A 12,201-nucleotide genomic window follows, 5' to 3' on the forward strand; every position below is an offset into this window, starting at 1 on the left:
GTTGATGACCATCCCCGGGCTACGGCTTGTAGTTGGGATTGGGTCCAATCATCGAAGCGGGAGGCGGCGCGAACGGACCCGCGGGGTAGAGCGGTGCCACCTTGAGCATGTAGTTGGCCCACTGCGGCCCGGCAATCATGTACCCGTCAAGGCGGGGGTAGAACGTGCCGTTGATGGTAACGTTCTGCCCTGCCCGCTTTTGGCCTTCCAGGGCATCCCCGAAGAAGGACGCCGTGACCAGGCCGGTGGTGTAGCCAACCACCCAGGTGGACCCGTTGTTGTTCGAGGTTCCGGTCTTGGCGGCGGTAGGAACTTTGTCCTGCACCTTCGGGTTGATCCAGACGCCGGAACCCTTCTTCAGCACGTCCTGCAGTACCGAGTTGACGCCTCGGGCCACGTCGGGTTTGACGGCGTCGTGGCAGTCCGGGGCCTGGGCGGGCAGTTTTGCCCCGGCGGCATCAGTGACATCAACCAGGGCGATGGGAGCACAGTAGCGGCCCTCCGTGGCGAAGGTGGCAAATGCGTTTGCCAGGGTGAGGGGCGCCACGCCGGTGCCGCCGAGGAGGTTGCCCAGCTGATGCATGTTGACCGGGGTGCTGTCCAAGCCGCTGTGCAGCCCTACGGCGTCCACCATCTTCTGGATGCCGCAAAAGTCGAGCTGGGATGCCGAAGCGAAAGTGGCCGTGTTGATCGAGTTGTACAGGCCGTAATTCACGGGCATCGGGCGGTAGAAGCCGTCCTCCGCATTCTGCAGGTCATCGGCAGCGCCGAGGGCAGGGTTGGCCTGCGCCGTGCTGTACGCTCCCAGCACCTTCCCGCAGCTGTCCTTCCACGGGAACCCCAGCGGATAGACACGGCGTGAGGCGTCCACTTCGGCGGTGAGCGACTTTCCCTCGTTCAGCCACTCCGCAAAGGTAAAGGGCTTCATGGTGGAACCGGGCTGGAACCCGCCGGCGCCGTTCAGGTCGTTGCCCTGGGCGTCCTTGGCATCCACGTTGAAGTTCAGGTTGGTGTCGAACTTGCTTGGTTGCGGGAGGAAGACCGTGTTTTGGGCCATGGCCAGGATCTTGCCGCTGCCTGGCTGCAGGGTCAGCAGCGAGGCCGCCCACCGGTCCGGATTTGCGCCCGCGGTTCCATCCACCTGGGCCTGGGCGGCTGCCTGGAGCCTGCTGTCCAGGGTGGTGGTGATGGTGAGGCCGCCGCGGTAAAGCCTCCGTTCGCGGTCAGCCTCGGTGGGCCCGTAGGCGGGATTGTTCAGGATCAAATGGGAGATGTAGTCGCAGAAGTACGGCGCCATGGCAGCGTTGGCGCACCCCTGCTGCTGCGGCGTGATCTTCAGCTGGATCGGGGTGGCCGCAGCGGCATCGTATTGGGCCTGCGTGATCTTGCGCAGGCGCAGCATCTCGGACAGGACCTGGTTCCTGCGCACGATCGACTTATCAGGATTGGTGGCCGGGTTGTAGAGGGTGGGGCTGTTGACCACCCCGGCCAGCAAGGCGGCCTGGGGGAGGGTAAGGTCCTTCGCGGTGGTGCTGAAGAAGTAGCGTGCCGCCGCTTCAATCCCGTACGCGTTGCTGCTGAAGAACACGATATTGAGGTACCCCTCAAGGATTTGGTCCTTGGTGTACTTCTTCTCCAGCGTGACGGCCAGTTTCATTTCGCGCAGTTTGTCGCCCAGGTTCTTCTGCCCGTTCAGCACCACCGCGTCCGGCCTGTCCTGCGAAAGCTGCGCCTCGTTCAGGACGTTGGTGACGTACTGCTGCGTGATGGTCGACGCGCCCTGCTCGCCGCCTTTGGTCAGGTTGGACACCACCGCCCGCAATATCCCCTGCGGGTCCACGCCCGCGTGCTCGTAGAACCTGCTGTCCTCGATGGCGATAATGCCGTCCTTGATGAAGGGCGACATCTGGTCCAGCGGCACCCGCACACGGTTCTCCGCATAAAAGGTTGCGATCGACTGCCCGTCTGAGCTCAGGACTTTGGTGGCCTGCGACGGCGGCTGCACCGTCAGCTCTGCCGGCAGGCTTTCGAAGAAACCAATGGAGGAACTGACCCCCATCCCCGCTGCTGCCACCGCCGGGACCACGAGGCTGGCCACCAGTACGCCACACATGACGCTCGCTGCAATGAACCCCAGGATCCTTCCCAGGGCCGCGCCAAAACTGCGCCCGCGCTTCCGCCTCTTCACCATTTTTCAGCCCTCGTCCTCGGAAGTGGGAACAGAATACGCTCACGGGGAAGGGCGAACCAGAGGCGGAAGGATCAGGATTTGGTCACATCCACCTGTTGACCAGCGATAGTTAACGACATATCGTTAACTATCGCTGAAGTGACAGCGAACAGGTCAATATGAAAGGACGATGCCACCATGAAAGGCATATTCGACGAGAAACATCCGGGCCCGGAGTTCGGCAAGGGCCGCTTCGAGCGGGGGAGGGGCCATCGGGGGCCCCATGGGCACCGCGGTCCAGGCTTTGGTCCGGGGTTTGGCCCCGGTTTTGGCCCCGGATTCGGCCGCGGCGGACGGAGGGCCAGCCGTGGCGACGTGCGCGCGGCCATCCTGTCACTCCTGGCAGAGACGCCGTCCAATGGTTACGGACTGATCAAGACCATTGCCGCCAAGACCGGCGGCGTGTGGCGGCCCAGCCCGGGATCCATCTATCCAACGCTCCAGCAGCTGGTGGACGAGGGCTTGATTGAGGCGCTCAGCGAAGGCCGCGGGACTGAGTTTGCCCTCACCGATGCAGGGAGGGCCTACGTGGCGGAACACGCTGAGGAAATGGAGGACGCGTGGAACGCTGAACCGGACAGTGCGGACAGGGACTTCCATCAGAGCATCGCCAAGCTCATGGGTGCCATCCACCAGTTCCGCGCCGGAGTGACCGGGGAACAGCGGGCTGCCGCCGTCGAAAAGATGGACGAATTGCGCCGGGCGCTCTACAAGATCCTTGCGGACTAGAACGGAAACCTACGCGAAGGAGTCTTCCTTGGCATGCCGTTCAGCCGGGGCAGGTGCGGTCGGGATGTGGGCCGCGGCGTGGCGCAGGGGATTGAATCCTGCTCCGATCTCACCGAATGCGTAGGCAGTCTCGGCGTGCTCGGCCAGGTCCACGCCGGCGGTCTCGGCCTCGTGGCTGACCCGGAAGCCCACCGTCTTGTTGATGGTCCGGGCAATGACCGCGGTGCCAACACCGGACAACAGCAGGGTGATGACGACGGCGGCTGTCTGGGCAATGAGCTGCTGGACTCCGCCGCCGTAGAAGAGGCCGCCGCCCTGGCCGTTCACGGGAAGGGCGATGAAGCCAAGGGACAGGGTGCCGATGAGGCCGGCACCCAGGTGGACACCCACCACGTCCAGGGAGTCGTCGAGGCCAAAGCGGTATTTGAGGTCCACGAATACGCAGCAGGCCGCGCCGGCCACCAGGCCCAGGCCGATAGCGGCCACCGGGCTGATGTTGGCGCATGAAGGGGTGATGGCTACCAGGCCGGCAACCACGCCGGAGGCTGCGCCCAGGGATGTGGGGTGTCCGTGGCGGACCTTCTCCGTGACCAGCCAGCTGAGCATGGCGGCCGCGGGTGCCACCAGGGTGTTGATCCAAATGAGGCCGGCCTGTTCGACGCTGGTGGCGGCCCCGCCGTTGAAGCCAAACCAGCCGAACCACAGAATCGCGGCACCCAGCATGATGAAAGGCAGGTTGTGGGGGCGGTGGTTGGGGTCCTTCGCGAACCCGTGCCGCTGGCCAACAATCACGGCCAGCACCAGGGCGGCCGTTCCCGAACTGATTTCCACCACGGCACCGCCGGCAAAATCGATGACCTGGCCGAAGATTTGCGTGACGGCGCCCCCTGCGCTCATCAGCCCGCCACCCCAGATCATGTAGGCGAGCGGGCAGTAGATCACCGTAATCCACACCGGCACGAACAGGGCCCAGGCCCCGAACTTGGCGCGGTCGGCGATGGCGCCGCTGATCAGGGCAACCGTGATGATGGCGAACGTCGCGCTGTACCCGGCCTTGAGGAGGTCCGGTGAACCCATGAGGTTCTGCAGGCCGAAGCTGGTGAAGGGATTGCCGAAGAGGCCCAGGACGCCGTCGCCGGTGGTCATTGAGTAGCCCCACAGGACCCAGACCACGCCAACAATCCCCGCCGAGATAAAGCTCATCATGATCATGTTGAGGGCGGCCTTGGCGCGGGTCATGCCGCCGTAGAAGAGGCCAAGCCCCGGGGTCATCAGCAGGACCATGGCTGCCGAGATCATCAGCCAGACGTGTTGGGCAGTGATTTCCACCGGTGGGTCCCTTCGCAACGTGAACGTGGTGCAGGGGCCCGATTGGCCCCGTGGCATTTCCCCCGGGATCCATTTTTGGCGGTGTGTGTTTCAGCCAATGCCGCTTAAAGTTGCGGCCACGTTACACAAATAGGCCGTGCGTGAAGTTCACGTATCGGCTATGTTTCGGGCATGTAAACGGCGCCTCTTCCGCCGCCGGCCTCCGTACGCCCCGGCCCCGCCGGATGCCTGCCATCACGGGCGCAGGCGGCACGCCCCAGGTGAGACCCGGCGTCGTCCTCTCGTTTGCCGTCTGTTTCGAAGCTATGAACGGCGCCTCACCCGATCAGAATGTGCGGGCGTTGGCCAGGACGGGCAGCTTGGTCCGGACGTCATCCACCGTTGAGGGATCAATGTCGACGACGGCGAGTTCCGGCTTACCGCCCAATGCCGCCACCGCCTTGCCCAGGGGGGTGATCACGGCGCTGTGCCCGATGCCGGTGGGTGCCGTGCCCGCCTGGCCGGCGCCCACTGTTTCGGGGTCACCCTGGCCGCAGGCGACCACAAAAGTGGTGCTGTCCAGCGCCCGGGCCCGCACCAGCAGGTCCCACTGCTCCGCCTTGCCCTCACCGGCACCCCAGGAGGCACACACGATATTCACTTGGGCACCCGCGTTGGCGTTGGCGGTGAAGAGACCCGGGAAGCGGACGTCGTAGCAGGTCGCCAGGCCGAACACCGTCCCGTCCAGCTCGAACGTCACCGGCGCTTCCCCGGCGTCCACTGTCTTGGACTCCGTGAAACCGAAGGCGTCAAAAAGGTGGACTTTGTCGTAGGACGCCTCCACTCCGGGCCCGGTGACCAGCAGCGTGTTGCGGACCCGGCCGTCCTTTCCCGGAGTGAACATGCCGACCACGATCGTGAGGTCCAGCTCCTTCGCCATCCTGCGGACTTCGCTGGCCCACGGGCCGTCAACGGGCTCGGCAATGTCCTTCAGGGAATGGCCGAAGGCGCGCATGGACGCCTCGGGAAAGACCACCAGCTGCGCTCCGGCGTTCCTGGCCTGGGCGGCATAGTCCCAGATGAGTTCCAGGTTGGCGGCGGTGTCGGCACTGCTGATGATCTGCGCTACTGCAATACGCATGGAAGAGCTCAATCTGTTGGTGGCGGAAACAGGTGCCCGGGCCACGCCGGCCCGGACACCCAGGATGGTGGGATGCGGCGGGGTTACTGCCGGTAGCCCTCCACCTCGCTGATGGGGCGGGCTTCGGCGTCGTTCGGGTTCTCGCCCGAATCCTTCTTGGCCCGCCGTTGGCGCAGCAGGTCCCAGCACTGGTCCAGGCTTTCTTCCACGTACTTGAGCCGTGCCTGGTCCGGGGCCTGCCCGTCCCCTGAGCCCTCACGCAGCGAGTGCTCCTCTTCCACGAGGGCCTGGATGTGCGTCAAAATGTCCTGATCATTCATGGCTTCCCCTTACTCCGGTCCGGTCTCCTTCAGCGTACGTATCAGGTGCTGAAGGAGCCAGCCCCTGAGCTGTACCATCAACTTCATGCCCACTGCGCTCGATATGGCAGGTCCCATCCTGGAAGTGCTCACCTGGTTGTGCCTGCCCGCCGGTCTGGGACTGCTCTTCTACACCGGGTTCCTCCGCCGCTTCGTGCACCCGTGGGACATGGCCGAGGCCGTGGTGTACTCGGATTCCACCGGTGTTGGCTTCCGCTGGTTTGACCGGAAGCACCAGGTGCACAACGCCCCGATGTCCCCGTACGACATCAAGGACATGGCGGCGGGAGACACACTGCCCATCTATTACCACCCCAAGCGTCCAACGCAGTGGCAGACCACCAGGCCGGAGGAACCCGGGAGGACGGCCTCGGTCCTGGGCCGGTGCCTGACGGCGATCGGCGTCGTGGCCCTGCTGGCCGGCTTCGTCCTGCCCATGTTCTAGCTGACAGGGGCCGTTCTAGCTGACCAGCACCACCACAATGCCCAGGCACCCCAGGGCGAGCCCGGCAAAGGCGGTCCAGAGCACAGCTGGCAGGTCGGCTTCGATGCTTTCGCCTGCCAGCCCGTGCGACCTCGCCTGGTAGCGGCGGCGCTGCGTGAGGTAGATGGCCAGGGCTGCGCCGCCGGAAACCACCGGCAGCATCAGGATCGGTGGCCCATAGGTGGGAAGCCAGCGCAGGAAGAAGGCGCTCGCCGTCACGAGCGCCAGCATGGTCCGGCCCCAGGCGAGGGCCGTCCGCTCCGGCTGGAGGCCGGGATCGCCGTGGGGGCTGGGGCCGCTGGGTGCCATCGAATCAGCGCCAGAGAATGAAGACCAGTACGACGGCGGCAGCCAGCGCGCCTGCCCCGGCCAACAGGGGCACAAAGAGCGGCAGCGGTAACGGCGCCTTGTTGCGCATGCTGCGCTCCACCCGAAGCCACCGTACGGCGGCCCCGCCACTGAGCATCATGCCCAGCAGAAGCAGCAGGACGGCCAGGCCTTTCCGGACAGGCTCAATGAAGAGGCCTGAAGTGAACGCCTCGATGGCAATGCCACCTGCCAGCAGCGCAAGCGACGTCCGGATCCAGGCCAGGAAGGTGCGTTCGTTCGCAAGCGTGAAGCGCGGGTCCGGTTCCTCTCCGCCAGGCAACAGTCGTTCCGCCATCCTCCCGCGCGACGGCGGGACCGTTGGCCGGGGCGGCTGCTCACTGTTGATCACCGGGCCAGTTTAGCCGTGGCCGGTGCCTGCCTGCCGGTCAGGACGCGGGGTGCAGCACGGCTTTGCCGGCCAGGTGTTCCCCGATGGGCAGGGCAGCAGTTGCGGCCGGGGAGGGGGCGTTCAAGACATGGATCATCCTGTCCGTCTCCGCCAGCAGGAAATCGTGCAGGAGCGTTCCGTCCCGGCGCACAGCCTGGGCCCGGATGCCTGCCTCGTACGGCAGCAGGTCCGCCTTGGACAGGCCGGGGGCGTATTTGCGGCATTCCTGGAGGTAGCTGCCCTTGAACAGCGAGTTCCGGACTTCGCGCACTGCGGTGCGGGCATTGGACCTTGCCACGTGCCACAGCCCGGGAAAGCGCAGGTAGCGGCCCACGTCCTTGAGGTCCACGGAGTATTTGGGGTAGCCCTCCCGGGCCAGGCCCAGGACCGCATTGGGTCCCACGGTGATGCTGCCGTTGATGGTGGGAGTGAGGTGCACCCCCAGGAAGGGCAGTTCCGGATCCGGTACGGGGTAGATCAGGTGGGTCACATAGTCCCACTTGGATTCCGGGAGCTCGAAGTACTCCCCGCGGAAAGGAATGATCTGGACGTCGATCTTCATGCCGGCCATTTCCGCCACGCGGTCCGACTGTAGGCCAGCACATGCCACCAGGCGCCGGCATGAGTAGACGGCGTGGCCCGTGGCAACCTCCACGCGGTCCGAATGCTCCACGATCGAGCCCACGGTGGCTCCGGTGATGACCCGCCCCCCGGCAGCGGAGATGAGGTCGGCCAGCTTCCGCGCCACTTCCCCGTAGTCCACGATGCCGGTGCTCGGAATGAACAGCGCGCCCAGGCCTGAAACATTGGGCTCGCGCCGGTTGAGTTCCGCCTGGTCGAGGCGCTCGCAGTCCAGCCCATGGACGGCCGCGCGTTCCTCCAGGCGGTCCAGCCGGCCCAGTTCCACGGCCGAGGTAGCCACCAGCAGCTTCCCCGGCTCGGCGAACCTGATCCCGTGCTCCCGGCAGAACTCCTTGGTTTGTTGCGCTCCGGCCTTGCTGAACCGGGCTTTGAGGCTGTCCGGGGCGTAGTAGATCCCGGAGTGGATGACGCCGCTGTTGTGCCCGGTCTGGTGCGAAGCCAGGGACCCCGCGGCCTCGAGCAGGACCAGGGAGGCTCCCGGTTGCCTCTGCAGCAGCTGGTAGGCCGTTGCAAGGCCCACGATGCCGCCGCCAATAACGCAGTAGTCCACCCGCTCCACAGGACCCGCCTTTCGTCGTGGCTAGATTTTAGCCACGTAACCGCTGCTTTAGCCGCCGCTGCGGGGTGCAAACATGATCACGCCGACGCCCAACAGGCAGACCAGGGATCCGGCGACGTCCCACCGGTCCGGGCGGAAGCCGTCAAATGCCATGCCCCACGCCAGCGAGCCGGCAACGAACACTCCGCCGTAGGCCGCCAGGATCCGCCCGAAATGGGCGTCGGGCTGGAGCGTGGCCACGAAGCCATAGACGCCCAGCGCGATCACGCCGAGCCCCGCCCACCACCAGTCCCTGCCCTCGCGCACGGCCTGCCACACCAGCCAGGCGCCCCCGATTTCAGCGGCAGCGGCCAGTACGAACAGCACGATGGTCTTGAAAACAGCGACAGCTTCACCCGGAGTACCCACCCAGCCATCATCCCAGCCGGGAATGCAGCTGCCGCCAGCACAGTTGGGGGAGGTATGGAGCGCATCGGATTCCTTTCATTCGGCCACTGGGGTCCCGACCAGGGTTCCCGGACCAGGACGGCGGCGGACGCCCTTCTCCAGGGCATCGAACTGGCGGTCGCCGCCGAAGAACTCGGAGTGGACGGGGCGTTCTTCCGTGTCCACCACTTCGCCCGGCAGCAGGCATCGCCCTTCCCCCTCCTGTCAGCCATCGCGGCCCGCACCAGCCGTATCGAGATTGGCACCGGCGTCATCGACATGCGCTATGAAAACCCGCTGTACATGGCAGAGGAAGCGGCCGCGGCAGACCTGATCAGCGGCGGCAGGCTGCAGCTTGGCATCAGCCGTGGTTCACCCGAGCCCGCCCTGCAGGGCGCGTCCGCGTTCGGCTACCGGCCGCAGCCGGGGGAGACCGATGCCGATATGGCGCGCCGACACACCGACGCCTTCCGCAAAGCCATTACGGGCGCCGGGGTGGCCCAGGCCGATCCCCGCTATGCGGGCGGCGCCACGGGCCTCCTCCCGGTCCAGCCCCAGTCCCCGGGGCTGGCGGAACGGATCTGGTGGGGTGCCGGCAGCCGGAAGACCGCCATATGGGCCGCGGAACTCGGAATGAACCTGATGAGCTCCACCCTGCTCACGGAGGACACCGGGGTCCCGTTCCATGAACTCCAGGCCGAGCAGATCCAACTGTTCAGGGACGCATGGGCGGCCGCAGGCCACCCCCATCAGCCAAGGGTTTCGGTCAGCCGCAGCGTCCTTCCCATCGTGGATGAGGAGGACAACTACTACTTCGCCGGAAGTGCGCTCCGGGACGGCCGCGACCAGGTAGGAGTCATGGACGGCCTCACGTCCCGTTTCGGCAAGAGCTACGTGGGAGCGCCGGACCTCCTGGCGGAGCAGCTCGCCGCCGATACCGCGGTGCAGGCAGCGGATACCCTGCTGCTGACCGTTCCCAACCAGCTGGGCGTGGACTTCAACGCCAAGCTCCTGGGCACCATCGCAAAATACGTGGCCCCTGCCCTGGGATGGAACCGAAAGGACGCTGGGAACCTTTTGTGAGACCCAACCGTTACTCTTAAGAGTGCGGCGTGGAGGCTTCGCGCCCACCAACTAGCGTGTGACTGCGGAACGGTCATATGACGGAGAGAGAGAAATATGGCTCGCACCGCTCTAGGCTTACCCGTATGATCCGGCTACGACAGCTGGCCCAGGCGGCCTCAGTGCTCACTACCCCTTTGGCGCCCGAAGATATCCTGGCGCTGTTCAACCCTGTCTACTCGGCCCGGCAGTTGCGCGGCGTGGTCACCCGGGTGGTCCAGGAGACCGCCCAGTCGGCCACGATCTTCTTCCGCCCCGGCCGTGGCTGGAAGGCGCACCTGGCAGGCCAGTGGGCCCGCATCGGCGTCGAACTCGACGGCGTCCGCCACTGGCGCTCCTACTCCCTCAGCGCTCCCGCCGGCAAGGACCCGGCCATCACCGTCACCGATGTCGGTGCCGTGTCCGGCACGCTGGTGCGCACCACGAAGCCCGGGGACGTGCTGTTCCTGGCCCCGCCCCAGGGCGATTTTGTGCTCCCTGAACACCCGCGTCCCCTGCTCATGATCACCGCGGGCAGCGGCATCACCCCGGTGATGTCCATGATCCGTACCCTCGTTCCCCGCCGCCCGGATGCCGACGTCGTCCTGGTCCACTCGGCCCGCACCCCGGGTGACAGCCTGTTCCGCGAGGAACTGGCCGAGCTTGCGGACCAATTCCCCAACTTCCGGCTGGCGCACTGGTACACCGGCGAGCAGGGCCGTCTGGACTTCTCCAGCACCAAGGAACTGGACGCGATCTGCCCCGACTGGAAGGAACGGGCAGCCTACGCCTGCGGTCCGGACAGTTTCCTGGACGACGCCGAGGCACTCTGGAAGCGGGCACTGACCGCCAAGGGTCCCGGATCCGACGTCGCCGTGGCCGGCGACCCCGGCAACCTGATGATTGAGCGCTTCAACACCACCTTCAACGCCGGCGTAGGGCACGACGGCGGCCTGGTCACCTTCGAAGCCTCCGACCGCGAGGTGCAGGCCGACGGCGACACCCCCATCCTGGACGTTGGCGAGGACGCCGGGGTGCTGATGCCCAGCGGGTGCCGCATGGGCATCTGCCACAGCTGCCTCACACCGCTGCTCGCAGGGCAGGTCCGGGACCTGCGTACCGGGGAAATCCATGGCGAACCCGGCCAACTGATCCAAACGTGTGTCTCGGCAGCCGCCGGACCCGTCAACCTCGAAATCTGAGGAGCACCACGGAATGTCTGTAATCACACCTACCAAGGTCACCCCCGCGGGAAGCTCGAGAACGCGCCCCGGGAAGCTCGCCGAATCGGGCAGCCCCACCGTCCGGCCGCCGGCCGCCGCGCACCTCAGCGACGAGCAGGTAGCGGAGCTGGGCCGCGAGCTCGACGCCATCCGTGATGAGATCCTGGGCAAGCGCGGCGCGGAAGACGCCGCCTACATCCGCCGCATGATCAAGATCCAGCGCGGCCTGGAACTTTCCGGCCGCGCGGCCCTGCTGGTGGGAAAGAACAAAGCCGCCTGGGTCACGGGCACTACGCTGCTGAGCCTGGCCAAGATCCTGGAAAACATGGAACTGGGCCACAACATCCTGCACGGCCAGTGGGACTGGATGCGCGATCCTGATATCCACTCCACCACGTGGGAATGGGACTTTGTCACTCCGTCGCGGTCCTGGCAGCACACGCACAACGACCTGCACCACCGCTGGACCAATGTTGTCGGCAAGGACAACGACGTCGGATACAACCTGCTGCGGATGGACGAAAACCAGCCGTGGAAGCCCATCAACCTGGCCAACCCGCTGTTCAACGCCATCCTGGCCCCGGTCTTCGAATGGGGCATCGCCATCTACGACCTCGAGCTGACCGAGTACAAAGAAGGCACCAAGTCCAAGGAGGCCCTGCTCAAGGACCTCAAGGCCCTGGGCAAGAAGGTAGTCACCCAGTTCACCAAGGACTACGCCGCCACCCCCGCCCTGGCCATGCTGACCGGCTCCGCCAAGCAGGCCCTGTTCGGCACCATCGCAGCCAACGCCATCCGCAACGTCTGGGCCCACGCGGTCATCTTCTGCGGCCATTTCCCCGAAGGAACGGACACCTTCACGGAGGAAATGGTGGACGGCGAGACCCGCGGCGACTGGTACGTGCGCCAGATGATCGGGTCCGCCAACATCTCAGGCTCCAAGTTCATGCACTTGATGACCGGCAACCTCTCCCACCAGATTGAGCACCACCTCTTCCCGGACCTGCCCTCCAACCGGTACGCAGAGGTGGCACCCAGGGTCCGCGAGATCTGCCAGCGCTACGGCCTGAAGTACACCACGGGGCCGTTGCTGAAGCAGGTAGGTTCCTCGTGGGCCAAGGTCTTCAAGCTGGCATTGCCTGGAAAGACTGCCCGGGCCTAGGCCCGGAATCCCCACAACGCAGAAGTGGCCCCGCCCCCCCCGGGGCCAGGAGGGGTGAGTGCCTTTAACGGCGGGGGGCG

General features: G+C 65.8%; 13 protein-coding genes. 5 read left to right on the forward strand and 8 right to left on the reverse strand.

Going from position 1 to position 12,201, the window contains the following annotated elements:
* Window positions 1–19: 19 nt before the first annotated feature.
* Window positions 20–2,191 (reverse strand): transglycosylase domain-containing protein, encoded by a 2,172-nt coding sequence (locus ACWRN3_RS18950; RefSeq protein ID WP_476741609.1) that lies wholly within the window; start codon window positions 2,189–2,191, stop codon window positions 20–22.
* Between the two features lie 177 nt (window positions 2,192–2,368).
* Between ACWRN3_RS18950 and ACWRN3_RS18955 the strand changes: the two genes are divergently transcribed.
* Window positions 2,369–2,959: a PadR family transcriptional regulator gene (locus tag ACWRN3_RS18955; RefSeq protein ID WP_476741610.1), complete on the forward strand. Its 591-nt coding sequence runs from the start codon at window positions 2,369–2,371 to the stop codon at window positions 2,957–2,959.
* Between the two features lie 9 nt (window positions 2,960–2,968).
* Here ACWRN3_RS18955 and ACWRN3_RS18960 read toward each other — a convergent pair whose 3' ends face one another.
* The 3 genes from ACWRN3_RS18960 to ACWRN3_RS18970 form a co-directional block, all read right to left on the reverse strand.
* The gene (locus tag ACWRN3_RS18960; RefSeq protein WP_324643173.1) at window positions 2,969–4,288 is read right to left on the reverse strand and encodes an ammonium transporter; all 1,320 of its coding nucleotides are present in this window, start codon (window positions 4,286–4,288) and stop codon (window positions 2,969–2,971) included.
* A 325-nt stretch (window positions 4,289–4,613) separates the two neighbouring features.
* On the reverse strand, window positions 4,614–5,408 hold the full coding sequence (locus tag ACWRN3_RS18965; RefSeq protein WP_476741611.1) for a carbon-nitrogen hydrolase family protein: 795 nt from the start codon (window positions 5,406–5,408) through the stop codon (window positions 4,614–4,616).
* 83 nt (window positions 5,409–5,491) lie between these two features.
* Window positions 5,492–5,728, reverse strand: a complete 237-nt coding sequence (locus tag ACWRN3_RS18970) for a DUF2630 family protein (RefSeq protein ID WP_141945842.1) — start codon at window positions 5,726–5,728, stop codon at window positions 5,492–5,494.
* 85 nt (window positions 5,729–5,813) lie between these two features.
* Between ACWRN3_RS18970 and ACWRN3_RS18975 the strand changes: the two genes are divergently transcribed.
* Window positions 5,814–6,212, forward strand: coding sequence for a hypothetical protein (locus ACWRN3_RS18975; protein WP_255173320.1), 399 nt, complete (start codon window positions 5,814–5,816; stop codon window positions 6,210–6,212).
* A gap of 15 nt (window positions 6,213–6,227) precedes the next feature.
* On the opposite strand, the gene ACWRN3_RS18980 is transcribed toward ACWRN3_RS18975, so the two are convergent.
* From ACWRN3_RS18980 to ACWRN3_RS18995, 4 genes are all read right to left on the reverse strand, one after another.
* Window positions 6,228–6,560 carry a DUF202 domain-containing protein gene (locus tag ACWRN3_RS18980; protein ID WP_255173319.1) on the reverse strand — a complete coding sequence of 111 codons (333 nt, stop codon included), beginning with the start codon at window positions 6,558–6,560 and terminating at the stop codon, window positions 6,228–6,230.
* 4 nt (window positions 6,561–6,564) lie between these two features.
* On the reverse strand, window positions 6,565–6,915 hold the full coding sequence (locus tag ACWRN3_RS18985; RefSeq protein ID WP_255175664.1) for a YidH family protein: 351 nt from the start codon (window positions 6,913–6,915) through the stop codon (window positions 6,565–6,567).
* A 91-nt stretch (window positions 6,916–7,006) separates the two neighbouring features.
* On the reverse strand, window positions 7,007–8,209 hold the full coding sequence (lhgO, locus tag ACWRN3_RS18990; RefSeq protein WP_476741612.1) for an L-2-hydroxyglutarate oxidase: 1,203 nt from the start codon (window positions 8,207–8,209) through the stop codon (window positions 7,007–7,009).
* A gap of 48 nt (window positions 8,210–8,257) precedes the next feature.
* On the reverse strand, window positions 8,258–8,617 hold the full coding sequence (locus ACWRN3_RS18995) for a YnfA family protein (RefSeq protein ID WP_255173317.1): 360 nt from the start codon (window positions 8,615–8,617) through the stop codon (window positions 8,258–8,260).
* A gap of 54 nt (window positions 8,618–8,671) precedes the next feature.
* Here ACWRN3_RS18995 and ACWRN3_RS19000 point away from each other — a divergent pair, with 54 nt between their 5' ends.
* From ACWRN3_RS19000 to ACWRN3_RS19010, 3 genes are all read left to right on the forward strand, one after another.
* Complete coding sequence (locus tag ACWRN3_RS19000; RefSeq protein WP_476741613.1) at window positions 8,672–9,718, forward strand: LLM class flavin-dependent oxidoreductase; 1,047 nt, start codon at window positions 8,672–8,674, stop codon at window positions 9,716–9,718.
* A 125-nt stretch (window positions 9,719–9,843) separates the two neighbouring features.
* Window positions 9,844–10,938, forward strand: a complete 1,095-nt coding sequence (locus tag ACWRN3_RS19005) for a ferredoxin reductase (RefSeq protein WP_324643164.1) — start codon at window positions 9,844–9,846, stop codon at window positions 10,936–10,938.
* Between the two features lie 13 nt (window positions 10,939–10,951).
* Window positions 10,952–12,121, forward strand: coding sequence for a fatty acid desaturase family protein (locus ACWRN3_RS19010; protein WP_476741614.1), 1,170 nt, complete (start codon window positions 10,952–10,954; stop codon window positions 12,119–12,121).
* The last annotated feature ends 80 nt before the right edge of the window (window positions 12,122–12,201 follow it).

The organism is Pseudarthrobacter sp. rb, from assembly GCF_056389225.1.